At 66.5% G+C, this 16,562-nt stretch carries 18 protein-coding genes; 11 read left to right on the forward strand and 7 right to left on the reverse strand.

Features of this window, described 5'->3' with window-relative positions:
* Positions 1 to 142 precede the first annotated feature (142 nt).
* From LGY53_RS13305 to LGY53_RS13320, 4 genes are all read left to right on the forward strand, one after another.
* Positions 143 to 730, forward strand: a complete 588-nt coding sequence (locus LGY53_RS13305; protein ID WP_225726990.1) for an ATP-dependent Clp protease proteolytic subunit — start codon at positions 143 to 145, stop codon at positions 728 to 730.
* A gap of 40 nt (positions 731 to 770) precedes the next feature.
* Positions 771 to 1,436, forward strand: coding sequence for an ATP-dependent Clp protease proteolytic subunit (locus tag LGY53_RS13310; protein ID WP_225726991.1), 666 nt, complete (start codon positions 771 to 773; stop codon positions 1,434 to 1,436).
* Positions 1,437 to 1,868: 432 nt separating this feature from the next.
* Positions 1,869 to 3,149 carry an ATP-dependent Clp protease ATP-binding subunit ClpX gene (clpX, locus tag LGY53_RS13315; protein WP_167473196.1) on the forward strand — a complete coding sequence of 427 codons (1,281 nt, stop codon included), beginning with the start codon at positions 1,869 to 1,871 and terminating at the stop codon, positions 3,147 to 3,149.
* Between the two features lie 85 nt (positions 3,150 to 3,234).
* A complete protein-coding gene (locus LGY53_RS13320) occupies positions 3,235 to 3,492 on the forward strand; it encodes a 50S ribosomal protein L7/L12 (RefSeq protein WP_225726992.1) in 258 nt (85 codons plus the stop codon).
* Here LGY53_RS13320 and LGY53_RS13325 read toward each other — a convergent pair.
* Positions 3,489 to 3,941 carry an Lrp/AsnC family transcriptional regulator gene (locus LGY53_RS13325; RefSeq protein ID WP_225726993.1) on the reverse strand — a complete coding sequence of 151 codons (453 nt, stop codon included), beginning with the start codon at positions 3,939 to 3,941 and terminating at the stop codon, positions 3,489 to 3,491. The genes LGY53_RS13320 and LGY53_RS13325 overlap by 4 nt on opposite strands.
* 109 nt (positions 3,942 to 4,050) lie before the next feature.
* Here LGY53_RS13325 and LGY53_RS13330 point away from each other — a divergent pair, with 109 nt between their 5' ends.
* Positions 4,051 to 4,662, forward strand: coding sequence for a LysE family translocator (locus LGY53_RS13330; RefSeq protein WP_225726994.1), 612 nt, complete (start codon positions 4,051 to 4,053; stop codon positions 4,660 to 4,662).
* 65 nt (positions 4,663 to 4,727) lie between these two features.
* Complete coding sequence (locus LGY53_RS13335; protein WP_225726995.1) at positions 4,728 to 5,516, forward strand: alpha/beta fold hydrolase; 789 nt, start codon at positions 4,728 to 4,730, stop codon at positions 5,514 to 5,516.
* Between the two features lie 83 nt (positions 5,517 to 5,599).
* Here LGY53_RS13335 and LGY53_RS13340 read toward each other — a convergent pair whose 3' ends face one another.
* Positions 5,600 to 6,532 (reverse strand): hypothetical protein, encoded by a 933-nt coding sequence (locus LGY53_RS13340; protein WP_225726996.1) that lies wholly within the window; start codon positions 6,530 to 6,532, stop codon positions 5,600 to 5,602.
* A gap of 135 nt (positions 6,533 to 6,667) precedes the next feature.
* Complete coding sequence (locus LGY53_RS13345) at positions 6,668 to 7,045, reverse strand: nuclear transport factor 2 family protein (RefSeq protein WP_225726997.1); 378 nt, start codon at positions 7,043 to 7,045, stop codon at positions 6,668 to 6,670.
* Between the two features lie 623 nt (positions 7,046 to 7,668).
* Between LGY53_RS13345 and mihF the strand changes: the two genes are divergently transcribed.
* Positions 7,669 to 7,983, forward strand: a complete 315-nt coding sequence (mihF, locus tag LGY53_RS13350) for an integration host factor, actinobacterial type (RefSeq protein WP_167473202.1) — start codon at positions 7,669 to 7,671, stop codon at positions 7,981 to 7,983.
* A gap of 192 nt (positions 7,984 to 8,175) precedes the next feature.
* Here mihF and LGY53_RS13355 read toward each other — a convergent pair whose 3' ends face one another.
* From LGY53_RS13355 to LGY53_RS13370, 4 genes are all read right to left on the reverse strand, one after another.
* The gene (locus LGY53_RS13355; RefSeq protein WP_225726998.1) at positions 8,176 to 8,361 is read right to left on the reverse strand and encodes a hypothetical protein; all 186 of its coding nucleotides are present in this window, start codon (positions 8,359 to 8,361) and stop codon (positions 8,176 to 8,178) included.
* Positions 8,358 to 8,720 (reverse strand): hypothetical protein, encoded by a 363-nt coding sequence (locus LGY53_RS13360; protein WP_225726999.1) that lies wholly within the window; start codon positions 8,718 to 8,720, stop codon positions 8,358 to 8,360. Before LGY53_RS13360 ends, LGY53_RS13355 begins: the two co-directional genes overlap by 4 nt.
* An 84-nt stretch (positions 8,721 to 8,804) precedes the next feature.
* Entirely contained in the window at positions 8,805 to 9,644 is an 840-nt protein-coding gene (gene fdhD / locus LGY53_RS13365; RefSeq protein ID WP_225727000.1) for a formate dehydrogenase accessory sulfurtransferase FdhD, read from the reverse strand.
* Complete coding sequence (locus LGY53_RS13370) at positions 9,637 to 11,934, reverse strand: FdhF/YdeP family oxidoreductase (RefSeq protein WP_225727001.1); 2,298 nt, start codon at positions 11,932 to 11,934, stop codon at positions 9,637 to 9,639. Before LGY53_RS13370 ends, fdhD begins: the two co-directional genes overlap by 8 nt.
* A gap of 597 nt (positions 11,935 to 12,531) precedes the next feature.
* On the opposite strand from LGY53_RS13370, the gene LGY53_RS13375 reads away from it, so the two are divergent.
* The 4 genes from LGY53_RS13375 (at position 12,532) to LGY53_RS13390 (ending at position 16,381) form a co-directional block, all read left to right on the forward strand.
* Positions 12,532 to 12,705 (forward strand): hypothetical protein, encoded by a 174-nt coding sequence (locus tag LGY53_RS13375; protein ID WP_225727002.1) that lies wholly within the window; start codon positions 12,532 to 12,534, stop codon positions 12,703 to 12,705.
* A gap of 166 nt (positions 12,706 to 12,871) precedes the next feature.
* The gene (locus LGY53_RS13380; RefSeq protein ID WP_225727003.1) at positions 12,872 to 13,222 is read left to right on the forward strand and encodes a hypothetical protein; all 351 of its coding nucleotides are present in this window, start codon (positions 12,872 to 12,874) and stop codon (positions 13,220 to 13,222) included.
* Positions 13,223 to 13,307: 85 nt separating this feature from the next.
* Entirely contained in the window at positions 13,308 to 14,315 is a 1,008-nt protein-coding gene (locus LGY53_RS13385; protein WP_225727004.1) for a hypothetical protein, read from the forward strand.
* Positions 14,312 to 16,381, forward strand: a complete 2,070-nt coding sequence (locus LGY53_RS13390; RefSeq protein WP_225727005.1) for a serine/threonine-protein kinase — start codon at positions 14,312 to 14,314, stop codon at positions 16,379 to 16,381. The genes LGY53_RS13385 and LGY53_RS13390 overlap by 4 nt, the downstream gene beginning before the upstream one ends.
* Positions 16,382 to 16,562: the final 181 nt, after the last annotated feature.

The following is a 16,562-nucleotide window of genomic DNA, read 5'->3' on the forward strand; positions in this document are numbered from 1 at the left end:
CGAAGAAAGGGCGGTACCGGGAGTTCGGTACCGCCCTGCTTCGTTAATGTTTGTGACAAGCGAACCAGAGATGGCTGCTCGGCATTCAGCAACGAGCGAGAGAAGGCAGGTACCCGTGACAATTAATCAGGCAGGGGTCGTCATGACATCCCCGACCGCTGGTCTCAACCTCAGTGATTCGGTGTACGAGCGGCTGCTGCGTGAGCGCATCATCTTCCTCGGCACTCAGGTCGACGACGACATCGCGAACAAGCTGTGCGCCCAGCTCCTGCTGCTGTCGGCCGAGGATCCGACCAAAGACATTATGATGTACATCAATTCGCCGGGTGGGTCGGTCACCGCGGGTATGGCGATCTACGACACCATGCAGCTGGTCAGCTGCGATGTCGCCACCTACGGCCTGGGCCTGGCCGCTTCGATGGGGCAGTTCCTGCTCACCGCGGGTGCCAAGGGCAAGCGGTACGCGCTGCCGCACGCGCGGATCATGATGCACCAGCCGTCCGCGGGCATCGGTGGTTCGGCCGCGGATATCGCGATCATGGCCGAGCAGTTCGCGCACACCAAGCGTGAGCTCAACGAGCTGCAGGCGAAGCACACCGGCAAGTCCGTGGAGCAGGTCACCGCCGACGCGGATCGCGACCGCTGGTTCACCGCGAAGGAAGCCCTGGAGTACGGGTTCATCGATCACGTGATCACACACGAGACCCACACCAACGGCCAGGCTGGCTAAGCAGCGAATCCCGCTCACCCCCACAGACTTTGGAGAGAAGATGGCTCTGATCGATCCGCGCGCCGGTCTGTCCGGTATCGCACCGTCCAGCCCGCAGTCGCGCTACATCCTGCCCTCGTTCATCGAGCACTCCAGCTTCGGCGTCAAGGAGTCCAACCCGTACAACAAGCTGTTCGAGGAGCGCATCATCTTCCTCGGCGTGCAGGTGGACGACGCCTCGGCCAATGACATCATGGCTCAGCTGCTGGTGCTCGAGTCGCTGGATCCGGACCGCGACATCACCATGTACATCAACTCGCCGGGTGGCTCGTTCACCTCGTTGATGGCCATCTACGACACGATGCAGTACGTGCGCGCCGATGTGGCGACGGTCTGCCTGGGCCAGGCCGCCTCCGCCGCGGCCGTGCTGCTGGCCGCGGGCACCCCCGGCAAGCGCGCCTGCCTGCCCAACGCCCGCGTGCTGATCCACCAGCCGTCGCTGGAGGGTGGCATCCAGGGCCAGGTTTCCGACCTGGAGATCCAGGCCGCCGAGATCGAGCGCATGCGCCGCCTGATGGAGACCACGCTGGCCCGGCACACCGGCAAGGACGCCGACACCATCCGCAAGGACACCGACCGGGACAAGATCCTGACCGCGGAAGAGGCCAGGGAATACGGCATCATTGATACGGTCTTCGACTACCGCAAGCTGAGCGCGAAGAAGTAGTCTCACAAGTCCCGCTGTCGTCGGACTTGTCCGGCGAGCGCTCGTAAGTTGCTGTACGTCAGTCGAATCCGGCCGGGCGAGATGCCTACCGGCAGATCGCCCGGCCGATCCGCCACCGCGGACCGGCCGACGGGTCATCCCGCCCGTCATCCGGTACGCGATGGGTGGCCGGGAGCGGTTGCCGGCCGTCGCTCTGGGTGAAACGGGTCCATTCCGGTGAGAACTCGCACAACCCTGACGAGAAACATGCTCGAGTTGTCGACCTCGGTCGCGCACACCGGGTACGGTCAACCTAGGGACCTTTGCTCCTGGTTGACAGCTCTGCCATCCGCCGGAAACGGCAGTGGTGTTCCCGACCTCGCCCGAGGACGGCAGATAGCTGGCAACCTGGAATGACGGTTGCACGCGGACAAGGAAGTAGGGACCCACGAGATGGCGCGCATCGGAGATGGCGGCGATCTGCTGAAGTGCTCGTTCTGTGGAAAGAGTCAGAAGCAGGTCAAGAAGCTCATTGCGGGACCAGGGGTGTACATCTGCGACGAGTGCATCGATCTATGCAACGAGATCATCGAGGAGGAGCTGGCCGAGTCCAGCGAGGTCAAACTCGATGAGCTGCCCAAACCCGCCGAGATCCGGGATTTCCTGGAGAACTACGTCATCGGGCAGGACACCGCCAAGCGCACGCTCGCGGTGGCCGTCTACAACCACTACAAGCGCATCCAGGCCGGGGACAAGGGGCGCGACAGTCGTGGCGAGACGGTGGAGCTGACCAAGTCGAACATCCTGATGCTCGGCCCGACCGGCTGCGGTAAGACCTACCTGGCGCAGACCTTGGCCAAGATGCTGAACGTCCCGTTCGCCATCGCGGACGCCACGGCGCTCACCGAGGCGGGCTACGTCGGCGAGGATGTGGAAAACATCCTGCTGAAGCTGATCCAGGCGGCCGACTACGACGTCAAGCGGGCTGAGACCGGCATCATCTACATCGATGAGGTCGACAAGATCGCCCGCAAGAGCGAGAACCCGTCCATCACCCGCGACGTCTCCGGTGAAGGCGTGCAGCAGGCCCTGCTGAAGATCTTGGAAGGCACCCAGGCGAGCGTGCCGCCGCAGGGCGGGCGCAAGCATCCGCATCAGGAGTTCATCCAGATCGACACCACGAATGTGCTGTTCATCGTGGCGGGCGCGTTCGCGGGGCTCGAGAAGATCATCTCCGATCGCACCGGGCACCGCGGTATCGGCTTCGGCGCCGAGGTCCGGTCCAAGGCGGAGATCGACACCACCGACCACTTCGCCGAGGTGATGCCGGAGGATCTGATCAAATTCGGTCTGATCCCGGAGTTCATCGGCCGGCTCCCGGTGGTCGCGTCGGTGACCAACCTGGATAAGGAATCCCTGGTCAAGATCCTCTCCGAGCCGAAGAACGCGTTGGTCAAGCAGTACATCCGGCTGTTCGAAATGGACGGTGTGGACCTGGAATTCACCCAGGACGCGTTGGAAGCCGTTGCGGACCAAGCGATTCTGCGTGGCACCGGCGCTCGTGGTCTGCGCGCCATCATGGAAGAGGTCCTGCTGCCGGTGATGTACGACATCCCGAGCCGCGATGACGTCGCCAAGGTGGTCGTCGATGCCGATACGGTCAACGACAATGTGCTGCCCACCATCGTGCCCCGCAAGGCGCAGCGCACCGAGCGTCGCGAGAAGTCGGCCTGATATTCGAATCCGTTCAGCGATCGCGGCCGTAACCCGGCCGCGTCGTGAAATCCATACGGGCACAGGTTGATCGAGGATCGAGGATATGTTCGGTGACCGCAATCTGGAACGTAAGATCGATCTGCTGAACTACAAGCTCGATCTGATCATCAAACATCTGGGCATCCAGGACGCGGACGCCGTCGTGCTGAATAAATCGGCGGGGTCCTACTCGGTCGATCTCACCGAGGTCGGCGAACTCATGGCCCAGGGTAAGAAGATTCAGGCGATCAAGCGCTACCGGGAATTGACCGGCGCCGGGCTCAAAGATGCCAAGGACGCGGTAGAGACCCGCTGGCGCTAGAGCGGTAGCGGCCGGTCGGTGACCACCTGCTTCATCACCAAGGTCGACGTCAATCGGCCGACGCCGGGGAGCGTCGCCAGTCGATCATCGTAAAGCTGTTGGAAGGCAGGCAAATCCGCGGCCACCACGCGCAGCAGATAGTCCGGATCGCCGAACAGCCGCTGGGCCTGTAGCACTTGGGGAATCTCGGTAAGCGCCTGCTCGAAGGCGGCCACGGTGCCGCGGTCCTCCTGATGCATGGTGACGAAAATCAGGGCCTCGAAGGCCAATCCGACGGCGGCGGCGTCGACCGACGCCCGGTAGCCGCGGATCACGCCGCTCGCCTCCAATTCGCGTAATCGCCGATGGCACGGCGAGAGGCTCAGCCGCACTCGGGCGGCCAGATCGGTGATCGTCATCCGGCCGTCGCGCTGTAGTTCGGCAAGGATCTTCCGGTCGACCATGTCCATGGGGAAGATTCTTCCACTCTTCGGGTTCCAGCTGGAAATACTTGGAATCCTGTTCGGCATCGTTCGCATTAGTCTCCCTTCGGCAAGCGAAGTGAAGGGAGAAATTGTCGTGACCGCCGGTTCCGTCGCCGCCTTCTGGTTGGTGTCGTTCCTGCTCGTACTGGTCCCGGGTGCGGACTGGGCCTATGTCATCGGCGCCGGATTGCGTGAGCGCTCGGTGCTGCCGTCGGTCGGCGGATTGCTGGTCGGCTATCTGGCGCTGACCGCGGTGGTGGCCTCCGGTATCGCCGTCATCGTGACCCGCAACCCCGCCGTGCTGACCGCGCTGACCACCGCAGGTGCGGCCTACCTGATATGGATCGGCGCCGCCACCCTGATGCGGCCCGCAGCGCCCGGTGCCGCGCTCGGCGAGCCGACACCGTGGGGCGCCCGCATTCGCCAGGGCGCGGGCATCAGCGGTTTCAACCCGAAGGCGCTGCTGCTGTTCCTGGCCCTGCTGCCACAGTTCACCGATCGAAACGGCAAGTGGCCCATAGCGATTCAAATCGGCACGCTCGGGATCGTGCACACCGTCACCTGCGGCATCATCTATCTGTGCGTCGGGTTGCTTGCGCAATCAGTGCTCAACGCCCGCCCCACCGCCGCCCGCATTGTCAGCCGAATCTCCGGCGCCGCAATGATTCTCATCGGTATCTTCCTGCTGGCGGAACGCTTCATCTGACTTCACCGGTGTCTCGCAGCGCATACGGCGTTGAGTGAGTCGGGGGATTCGGCGAAGGTGATCTTGTGACATATGCCCACCACCTGCTGGAGTTGCCCGACGCGACGTTGTACTACGAGACCAGGGGAGCGGGGCCGGTTCTGGTGCTCATTCCCGGTGCGGGCGGTGACGCGGGTGTCTATACCGACGTCGCCGAGTTGCTTGCCGACTTCTACACCGTGGTGACCTATGACCGGCGCGGCAATTCGCGCAGTACGCTGCGCCATCCGCTCGAAGAACTCACGCTGATGCGGCAGAGCGCGGATGTGTGCCGATTGATCGATGCGGTCGGTGGCGGTCCCGCCCGGGTGGTCGGCAGCGGAGCCGGGGCCGTTGTGGCCCTGGATCTCGTTGCGAGGCAACCGGATTACGTCGATCGCATGATCGCGCACGACCCCGGCGTACTCGATGTGCTGCCGGATGTCGCGGCCATGCGGGACCGGGCCGATGCGATGATGCGCGCATTCCGGCGGGACGGCCCGCAGGCCGCGGCCGACCGACTGCTATCGGCGGTCGGCACCGCCCTGCCGCCGGACCTGGCCGCGCGGTTGACCGGCAATCCCGAACTGACCTTCGTGCACGAGACCAGGATGATCGTCGACTCCATCACCGATATGCCCGGATTGTCCGCCGCCGCAACGCGATTCGTTATCGCGGTGGGGTGTGACCAGCCGAATTCGCATCCGTACCGGGCCGGTCGGGTGATCGCCGAGCGGACCGGCGCGCGTCTCGTCGAGGTGTCCGGCGATCACTGGTCGTTCCTGAAACAACCGGAGACCTTCGCCGGTATGGTCGTGCGGCTATTCGCTGCCTGAGTCGAGACCTGTTTGTCACGAAAACATTTCGGGCTCCCGCTGCCGGAAGGTCCGGTGTGCGGGAGCCCGAGCGGTGTGATCGGTCAGCGCTGTGTCGTCGCAGGGAAGGACAGGCCGACGAATTCTCGATCGGTGGCGGGCGCCGGGTCGGCCTCCTCCACGGTGCCGTACACCATCTGCTCGTAGGCGTTGTCCGGCATCGCCTCGTCACTATCGGACAGGGTCGGCGCGCTCGACATCGGATCGGGCACCTCCCGAACCGCCTGGGTCGCGCGGGTGATCGCCATTCCGTAGCGGGCGCTCGCCGCGTCGTGCACCAGGAGTGCGACGCCGATCATCACCGGGGCGATACCGTGCACCGCGGCGTCGAACCATAGCGTTGAACGGATGTACGGGTAGGTGTTCAGCCCGACGGTCAGTGCGAGCAGGGCGATCTCGGCGGCCACCACTTTCTGGCGGCTGTCCAGGATGCCCCATTCGGCGACCTTGTTGGTGCCGATCATGATGATGACGAGGCAGGCGCTGATCATCGCCTCGATGAGGTAGCTGAACCAGTACAGCGGATCGGACGCGCCTGCCGGGGCGATATTGTGCTGCACGTTCACCGCCGACCACAGCATGCCCGCGACGACGACTCCGGCCAGCGCGCGCAGCGACCAGGCCCGATGCCGGTAGAGCGAGGCCAGGCGCGCATGCGGACTGGATTCGCGCCGTTGCGCGGCGATCGCCCTGCGGGCCGCCATCACATCCCGGATATCGGCCTTCTCGATCTCCTCGACCGTCTGGCGGACTCGATCGGCCGCGACACCGGCGGCCTGGGTGTGCTTCCAGCGCTGCTCCCGGTCCAGGGTCCGAATGCGTTCGGCGAGTTCGCGTTCCGCACGCAGCTCATCCTCGGACAGCGCCTCGGTGAGTGCCGGGTCGAACTGATAGGCCAGGCGGCCGCGAGCCTGCTCGACGCGCGCGGCGAGCACCGCGACATCGACATCGTCGTCGAGCGGTTGCAGGTCGGACATGCGGCTCCAAACGGGATGGTCGGTAAGGGATCTCGCGCGAGTAGGAGCGAAATCCCTTCCTACGTCCGGATTCCCGGCAGTCGCGAGGATCCCAAGATACCGTCTCGGGCTCCGGCGCGCAGCATCGCGGCGAGTTTACTCGGGCTCGGCGTGCATATCCTCCTGGCTCCAGTAGGCGCGCATCCGGGAGATCCTGCCGTCGGCGTCGAATTCCATGACGTCGATGGGGGACAGCGTAAACCGCTGACCGCCGACTCGGGTGACGATGGTGAACATGAACGCGGCCTGCCGATCGCCGATTCGCACGGTGTCGGCGTGCAGTTCGGCCTCTCGGTCGAGCCCGGTCACCACGTCGTAGAACTCGCGCAGCGCGGCGTGTCCCTGCCGTGTCGGGGTGCCGATCGGATCCTCGACGGTCGCCTCCGGCGCGAACAGCGCGAGAATTTCGGCGGTGGTTCCGGAGCCGACCGCCTTCACGTACTGATCGATGACGTCACGAATTTGCCGCGCCATGGAAAACTCCCAAGAATTGAAACGTGTTCTAGTGCGCAGCGTATCAGCCCGCAAACGCGTTTCAACCGGTTATCCGGCATTCCGCGACGGACTCGTCGACCGGCGTATCCGGCAAATCGCCCGCACAATTCGGCGGAAACGGCGCTCGCCGGCAGCGGCCGGACCGGCAATGTCCGGCGGCGCCGCCGACGGCGCTCACCCCACCCCCTCAGCCGCGCCGACGTCCATCCCCCGATGGTGGAGTCGGGATCCCCGATATCGGCGCCGGTGGAACCGGTGACGGCGGTGCCCGGAATGACACGTCGCGCCCGGATCGGGAATCGCCGTTGATCCCCCTGGTTCGTCGTTGAACCTTGTTTCCACGCTGGTGCTTTCACCGATGCTGTCGGCATCGGAAGGTGCGGCGTTACCGGTTCGTCGTGCCGCATGAATCGGGGGCACAAACGGGCCGTTTCGTCCGTTTGGTCGGCTCTCATCGGCGGTTGCGGGGGTTTGCTCGGTCAGGGCCCAGAAAACTCATCGCTACCTCGTCCCGGTGTGTCGGCGTTACGCTATCGACGCCGTGCGGTTTACTCGGTCCGGTCCAACCAGATGTTCGAGTGACGAGTAGAAGCGGAGGAGACATGGCACTGCCTACCATGACCGCGGAACAACGCACTGAGGCGTTGGCCAAGGCGGCGGCTGTTCGCAAGGCGCGCTCCGAATTGATCGGCAAGGTGAAGGCGGGCAAGCTGACGGTCGCGGACCTGCTCAAGAAATCCGACACCGACGATCTGGTGAAGAAGACCAAGGTCGCCGCCGTTATCAAGGCGCTGCCGGGTGTCGGCCCGGTCAAGGCCGCCAAACTGATGGATCAGGCGGAAATCCCGGAAGACCGGCGCATCGGCGGTCTGGGTGCCCGGCAGCGGGCCGCGCTGCTCGAGGCGCTCAAGGACTGACGACGCCGATCGCGCCGTGGCGTCACGCCGCCGGACCAACCGGGGCGGGCGCTGCGGCCAGGACGACCCACCGGGTTGCCGGGGTAGAGCCCGGCGGGTGGTTCGCACACGACGAGGGTGCCGGACTGCGGTCCGACACCCTCGTGCCATTTGTGAGTCCGATACAGCGTGATCCGGCGCAGCGCGCCCCGGTCAGCGCGCCGGGCGCTCGCCCGTGCCGCGGCGGCGGAAGCGAAGGTTGATCGGGTCCGGGTCGGGCAGTTGCGCGCCGCGCGGCGCGATGACGAGTACGGCGGCGGCCAAGATCGCGAGCAATACGGTGGCGATCACGCTGAGCACATAGCTGCCGGTCGGCATGGCGGTGGGATGGTGCGTCACGTGGTACAGGAAATGCGCACGGCGAAGACGAGCCAGCCCAGCCCGGCAAGGCGCGCGGCATTGCCGGTGTTCAGGTAGGCGGCCGCGGCCGCGACCACGCCCAGGGCGAGGAAGAACGCACCGGCATCGGTGGCGAGATGGTGGTTGTACGGACCGTCCTGCGCGATCCAGTGCATGCCCAGCCCGGGGAAACCCTCGTAGAAGGAATGCGGCAGCACGACCGCCCAGAGCCCGATGACCACGCCCTGCACGGCCAAGACGGCCAAGAGGATCCGGGTGGCCAACCATCGCCAACGCTGCCGGTCCAGGTGCATCCGCACCTGGACGCCGCCGGAATCGCCACGCACCGAGATCCGCATCGGAAACTCCCCTTCGTCCGAAGATGGTGGACCGGTGCCGCCAACCGTAGTTGCGGACGTGACCGAGGGGCAATAGCCCTTGGGCTAGCGCACGGGTTCGTATGCCGTCGCGTGCTCGACGAGGCGGTCGGCCTCGGTGTAGACGTTCATCGTCTCGCCGCGCAGGAACCCCACCAGCGTCAGGCCGGATTCGGCGGCCAGGTCGACGGCGAGCGAGCTGGGCGCGGAGACCGCGCCCAGCATCGGGATACCGGCCATGACGGCCTTCTGCACCAGTTCGAACGAGGCGCGCCCGCTGACGATCAATACCAGATCGCTTGCCGGAACCAGGTTTTCGCGCAGCGCCCAGCCGATCACCTTATCCACCGCGTTATGCCTGCCGATGTCCTCGCGCACCGCGAGGACCGTGCCGTCCGCGGTGAACAGACCCGCCGCGTGCAGGCCGCCGGTGGCGTCGAACACCGACTGCCGCGCGCGCAGCGCGTCCGGCATCGCGGCCAGTGTCGCGACCGAGACCCGCGGACCCGGTCGCGGAATCGGGAACCTGCCGCGCTTGCGCACCTCGTCCAAAGCCGTTTTACCGCAGAGGCCGCAGGCGCCGGTGGACAGGAAATTGCGGGCGGGCAAGGGAATCGGCGTGCGCGGTGTGACGTCGAGGACGTTGTAGGTGTTGTGCCCGTTTTCGTCGGTACCGGCGCAGTAGCGTGCCGCGACGATATCGTCGGCGTCACCGATGAGGTTCTCGCTCAACAGGAATCCGTGCACCAGGTCGATATCGTTGCCCGGTGTGCGCATGGTGACCACCAGCGACCGGCCGCCGACCCGGATCTCCAGCGGTTCCTCCACAGCGAGTGTGTCCGGCCGCCGCACCGCGCCGGTCGGCGCGATCCGGTGCATGGGGCGGCGGGCGGTGACCCTACTCATGACGGTGCCGTTCCAGCCGTACCATGACCGCCTTGGAGACCGGCGTATTCGACCGTGCCGCAACATGATCCAACGGAACCAGCGGGTTGGTCTCCGGATAGTAGGCGGCGGCGTTGCCGCGCGGGGTCGGGTAGCCGACGATCCGGAATCCGGTGACCCGGCGTTCGACACCGTCGGTCCATTCGGAGACGATGTCCACCAGATCGCCGTCGGCGAAACCGAATTCGGCGATATCGGCCTGGTTGACCAGAATTACCTTGCGGCCGTTGTGGATACCGCGGTAGCGGTCGTCGAGGCCGTAGATGGTGGTGTTGTACTGGTCGTGGCTGCGCAGGGTCTGCAGGATCAGCCTGCCCTGCGGCACCGGCAGCCAGGTCAGCTCGTTCACCGCGAAATTGGCCCTACCGGTGCCGGTCCGGAACTCGCGGGCGTCGCGCGGTGGATGCGGCAGCTGGAAACCGTTGTGCTGGCGCACTTTCGCGTTGTAGTCGGCGCAGCCGGGCACCACGCGGGCGATGGCGTCGCGAATCAGGTCGTAGTTGCCCCGGAATTCGCGCCACGGCACGGGGTGATCCGGGCCGAACAGCTCCTGGGCGAGTTCGCAGACGATGGCGACCTCGCTGCGCAGCTCATCGCTCACCGGCCGCAGCCTGCCGGTGGACAGATGCACCATCGACATCGAATCCTCCACCGACACCTGCTGTTTGGCGCCGTTCTGCAGGTCGAGGTCGGTGCGGCCGAGGGTGGGCAGGATCAGCGCGGTTTTGCCGTGCACGACATGGCTGCGGTTGAGTTTCGTCGAAACCTGCACGGTGAGTTCGCAACCGCGCAGCGCGGCCTCGGTGACCTCGGTGTCCGGGGTGGCCGAGACGAAGTTGCCGCCCATGCCGAAGAACACCTTGCCGCGGCCGTCGCGCATGGCGCGGATGGCATCGACGGTGTCCCAACCGTGTTCGCGCGGGCTGCGAATGCCGAATTCGCGATCCAGCGCCGCGAGGAAGGTTTCCGGCATCTTCTCCCAGATGCCCATCGTGCGGTCGCCCTGCACGTTGGAGTGGCCGCGCACCGGGCAGACGCCCGCGCCGGGCTTGCCGATCATGCCGCGCATGAGCAGCAGGTTCGTGGCCTCCTCGATGGTGGCGACGGCGTGCGTCTGCTGGGTGAGGCCCATCGCCCAGCAGACGATGACGCTCTTGGCCTCGGCGAGCAGGCGAGCCGTGTGCTCCAATTCGGCTCTGGTGAGTCCGGTCGCCTGCGCGACGACGTCGAGATCGACCGCGCGGGTTTGCTTTTCGTATTCGGCGAAGCCCGCGGTATGCGCTTCGACGAAGGCGTGGTCGACCACCGTGCCCGGTGCGCGGTCCTCGGCCTCGAACAGCAGCCGGCCGAGTCCCTGGAACAGCGCCATATCGCCGCCGAGCCGGATCTGCAGGAAGTCGTCCGCGATCGGGATGCCGGTGGTGAATCCCTTGACCGTCTGCGGATCGCGGAAGCCGAGCAGGCCGGTCTCGGGCAGCGGGTTCACCGCGATCACCCTGGCGCCGTTGGCCTTTGCCGTGCCGAGCGCGCTGAGCATGCGCGGATGGTTGGTGCCCGGATTCTGGCCCGCGACGATGATCAGGTCGGCCTTGCCGAAATCGTCGATCGACACCGAACCCTTGCCGATGCCGATCGAGCTGGTGAGCGCCGCGCCGGAGGATTCGTGGCACATATTCGAGCAGTCCGGCAGGTTGTTGGTGCCGAAGCTGCGGACGAGCAGCTGATAGAGGAACGCGGTTTCGTTGGCGGTGCGGCCCGAGGTGTAGAAGACCGCCTCGTCGGGAGTCGTCAACGCACGCAGGTGATCCACGATCAACCGGTAGGCGTCGTCCCAGGCGATGGGCGCATAGTGGGTCGCGCCGGGCCGCAGCACCATCGGATGGGTCAACCTGCCTTGCTGGCCGAGCCAGTAACCCGACTTGCCCGCCAACTCCTCGACCGAGTGGGCGGCGAAGAATTCGGGAGTCACCGTGCGCAGCGTGGCCTCCTCGGCCACCGCCTTCGCGCCGTTCTCACAGAATTCGGCCGGGCGGCGGTGCCCCGTCGGCTCGGGCCAGGCGCAGCCGGGACAGTCGAAGCCGTGCGCCTGATTCACCCGGGAGAGGGTGCGCGCGGTGCGGATGACGCCCATCTCCTCGACGGAGCGCTTCAGCGCCACCGCCACCGCGGTCACGCCCGCGGCCTGATCCTTCGGTGCGGAGACCCGGAGGGCGGATTCGTCGATGTCCTCGGTCGGCCCATTTCGGTGCATATGGCCATTGTCCTCTCCACTCGGCGGCCGGTCGGTGCGCCCTCGCCTGCCCGCTGGAGTCACCTGTTGTTCGCGATCTCGATATACCGCCAGTGTTCACGATCACCGCGGTAAGCGCGATTTACCACCGAGTAGGGCGGAAGGACCCGCGTTGGCGCGCAGGGCTTTACGATGATATTGGTCACACTCCGATTCGGGGGCGACGCCGATGGGGACGCGGGCAGAGGCCGAGCGGGCCGGCGGGGAGCGTCGGCATCGGAGGGTGTTGTGCGGCCAGGAGTCGATGGGTGAGCGTCACGGTTCGAGCGCTCGGGTTTTCGCGAAATTGGTTGTCCGACTGGGGATTCTGATTGTCGCAGTCGGGTCGGCCGCGATGGTTGCCGTTCCCGCGAGCCGGCCGGATGCGTTCGCGGACCCGGCGACCACGACGCCGCGCACGTATTCGGGGACCCGGGATGGCGTTCAGACAACTGTGTCACCGGTCCCACGGCCCGGAACCCGGGTTGTCAGCCAGACGACTGTGTCGCCGGTCCCGCAGGGAACCCGTGATGGAGTGCGGACGAGCGTGCCACCCGTCTCACAGCGCCCGGAAGATCCATGCGCGCGGGGGTGCATCCCGGTCACGGCGATTCCCATTCCGCCGCCCACATCGTCGCGGGTGCCGCCGACGAGGCCGGTGCCTACTACTTCGACGACTCCGGCGCCGTCGAGTTCGTCGCAGGCTCCGCCGACATCATCCGATGTTCCGTCGCCGACCTCCGTGTCGCCTGAGCCCGGACCCGTGCCGGTGCCGGGACCTGTACCCGGCCCGAGGCCAGGACCGGTGCCGACCGCCGTGCCGCCGGTGACCTCGGCGCGATCCGTACCGACCACGAGTGTCGCTGTGCCGCAGCCTGTTCCGCCTGCGCCCGGGTCGACTTCCGTGCCGGGATTGCAGTTGACACCGGTTGCTGTCGCGCCGGGCGGCACTGTCACCGCGGCCGGTATGGGCTGTGCACCGCAGGCGCCGGTGGAGTTGACCATCGGCGATACGCGGGTCGGCGGCACCGTCGCAGATCCCGACGGGGTGTTCCGTACGCCGTTGACGCTGGCCGCCGTCGCGGTCGGCCGCCATGATGTCACCGCGAAATGCGGTCCGACGCTGGCCGCGTCGCTCGATGTGGTGCTGGCCGGTTCGGTGGGCACCGATTCGGCGACGCTCACCGTGATCCTGTTCTTTCTGCTGCTCGGCGGCTGGTTCTATGGTCACCGGCTGATCTCGCACCTGCCGGAGCGGAGGCGGATGTGATCCGGATTGTCTTGTCGCTCTGTGCTTTCGAGTTGTTCGCCGGTTCGTGTTGGGCGGCACATGCTGTGCGTGGGGGGAGTCGGCCGTGAATTATGTAATTCGAATCGCCCTGCTGCTCTGTGCTTTCGGGCTGTTCGCCGGTTCCGGTGGGATGGCGCGTGCGGTGCCCGCGACCGCGTCGGGCGGGATCGGGATCGTGGCGACCATCGACGACCGGGAGATCTCTGGCGCAACCTCGGACGCGCCGGTGCGATTGAATCCGGATAGCGCGGTGCGGTTGACGGTCATGGTGGCCAACGGCACGGGTTCGCCGATCGTCGTGCACCGCGTCGACCTCGCCGGTCATGTGCTCGGCCTGACCTTCTTCTCCTACTCGACGGCCGTCGAATTAACCATTCCCGCAGGCAAATCCGATACGTTGCGGTACTCGCTCGACCTGACCGGACTGCGCGGCCAAGCCACCGGGCTCATCGGTGCGAAGCTCACCGTCGTCGGCACCGACGGCGCCACCATAGCCACCGTGCCCACGGTGACCGATGTGCGCGGATCGGTGTGGTCGGTGTACGGATTGTTCGGCGTCGCGCTGTCCGTGCTGACGGCGTTGGCAATCGCCGATGCCGCCCTGTCCATCGCGCGCCACCGGTTGGGTGCCAACCGGTGGCAGCGCGGGCTGCGGCTGCTCGCCCCCGGCATCGGCATCGGGCTGGTATTCGGCTTCACCGCCTCGGTGCTGCGGTGGTGGGTGCCGCAAACCGAGCTCTGGCTCGCGGTCGGCGGCGGCTGCGCCGCCATGGCCTTCCTGCTCGGATATTGCTCGCCCACACCCGAACCCGATTACGAGGTCCCGGAATTCGCCGAGCTGGAAGGCGATCTGGACGACGATCTCGTCGGTCCGCCGGACCCCGTCGCCCCGAATCCGCCGATCCCGTTTGCCGCGCGGTTTCCTTCCGACGAACCCGATACCGTTCGATTCGCTACCGCCGATCCCGGTTCGGGCCAAGGGCCGCAACATCTTTCGGGTGCGCCGGAGACGGTGCGGTTTCCTGTGCCGGGCTCCGCGAAAGGGGTTCGTGAGGAGGGGGTGGGACGGTGACCGAATCCATCGAATGGGTGCGGCGGGCGTTGCCGGGGTATGAGGTGGGCGGTGAACTCGGCCGGGGTGGGTGTGGTGTGGTGTTGGCGGGAAAGCATCGGCGGTTGGGTCGGCCGGTGGCGATCAAGCAGATTCCGCCGCAGTTCGCGCACGACGAGTTGGTGCGGCGGCGGTTCGTCGCCGAGGCCAGGGTGATGGCCGCGATCGACCATCCGCATGTGGCAAGGGTTTTCGACTATGTCGAACAGGACGAGTTGTGTTTGCTCGTGCTCGAATATCTGCCCGGCGGTACGGTTGCCGATCGGTTCGCCACCGCGGGTTTCGACACCGCCGCGGCGGTCGCCGTCGCGCTGGCCGCGGCCGCGGGGCTGGCGGCGGCGCATCGGCAGCGCGTGCTGCACCGCGACGTCAAACCGGCGAACCTGATCTTCGCGGCGGGCGGGGCGATCAAACTCACCGACTTCGGCATCGCCAAGATCGTCGGCGGCGACGAGACCCTGGTGACGAAGGCGGGCGACATCGTCGGCACACCCGCGTATATCGCGCCGGAACAGGCTCGGGGCGAGGCACTTTCACCGGCCACCGACGTGTACGCGCTGGCGACCATGCTCTACCAACTGCTCTCCGGCGTGCTGCCGTTCCCGTCCGGCGGTGGACCGCTGGCCATGCTGTTCGCGCACGCGTACGACGAACCGCGTCGACTCGGCGAGGTCGCGCCGACCGTGCCGGAACCCATCGCGGACGCCGTAATGCGCGGCCTGGCAACGGATCCGGTGCAGCGGTTCGCCACCGCCGAAGCATTCGGCATCGCACTGGCCGAACCCGCCGCATGGTGCTGGGGTGGTGATTGGCTCGGCCCCGTTGGCATTCCGGTCATCGGCGCCGACACCATAATCGCCGCCGCGACCGGTGGTTATCGTGGTGGAGCACCGATTACCCCGGTGCCGCGACCGGGTCCGCGTCCGCCACAGCCGTTTACGACGACCGCGTCGGGTTCGGTCCGCACCCCGCCGCCGATGGGTCCACCCGCACCGGCGACCGTAGCGTTTCCGAGTGGGATGCCGCCCGAGTCGGGAAACTCCTGGCCGCCGCGAACTCCCCAGCAGATGCCGAGTCCTCCAGGGGTGAATCCCATTGGTACGCCGGGCCGTCAGGAGACATCGGCTGTGCCGAGGAGGTCTGGTCCGCAGGGAGCGCCGGTGGGCGGGCAGCGGCGGTTACCGCCGACTCATCGGGTTCGGCCCGCTGAGGCATTGGTGGACAACGGTATTCGATTGATCGAGGTCGATCGTCGCGACCTGGTGCCGATCCGTGAGGTCGTCACCTTCGCTTCGCCGTGCGCGCCGTTCGGCTTGGCGGCCGTGCTGGCGGTCGCATCCGTCGCGGCGGCGCTGATCGGGATCGGCGGTCCGGCAACGGGTGGTGATCTGGCACCCGGCGCCGTGACCGTCGCGGACGTGGATCCGGTTGCGACGGATCCGATCCGGGTCGACCTGTCGCAGCGGATTCCGTTGCGCGTCAACGGGTTGGATGTGGACTCCGGAGCGTTGCGGCTACGGGTGCTCGGGCTGTCGATCGGCGCGGATCCGGTGCCGATTCGTCCTGGCACCCCCACGACGCTGGCCGCTCCGGTGAATCGATACGTCATCGCCGGAATGCTCCCGGCCGAACTTTCCTTGCGCCGCAACGGCACCGAGGTCGCCACCCAGCGGCTGCGCCTGCGCAGTACCCAACCGCCGACCACCACCGCGACCGCTGTCGGCATCGTCATTCTCCTGCTGTTCGCCCTGGCCTACATCGAATCGAATATACGTGTATTACGTAGGGGCAGAGGCGGATTCGCCAACAGCGTCGGCCTGATGCTCAGCGCTGCCCTGCTGGCGGTGGCCTTGGTCGGCGCCGCCTGGATTCTGCTCGACCACCCGGCCACCGCGGCGACCATCGTCGTGAGCGCCGCACTCGCGGCGGCCGCCGGGCTGGCGACATCCTTCGGCGCCCGCCGAATCGGCAAACGTTATCGCTATCTACGACGCATCCGATTACGAGTCCGCCGCCCAGCCACCTGACTTACGGCGGTTGTCGGCATACGCGCCATGAAGAATTGGGTTTCGAATTTCCCTCCCACTTAAACATATACCGGGTGGGCGGGGTTGCCGCAAGGGCCGGGTGACGGTCCATAATCGCTGGTCTGGGCGGTCGGTTGGGATGTGCGCGGCGCGATATTCGGGCCGCGCGGGTCCGTGGTTC

The sequence above is a fragment of the Nocardia sp. JCM 34519.1 genome (genome assembly GCF_020361265.1).
Taxonomy (GTDB): domain Bacteria; phylum Actinomycetota; class Actinomycetes; order Mycobacteriales; family Mycobacteriaceae; genus Nocardia; species Nocardia arthritidis_A.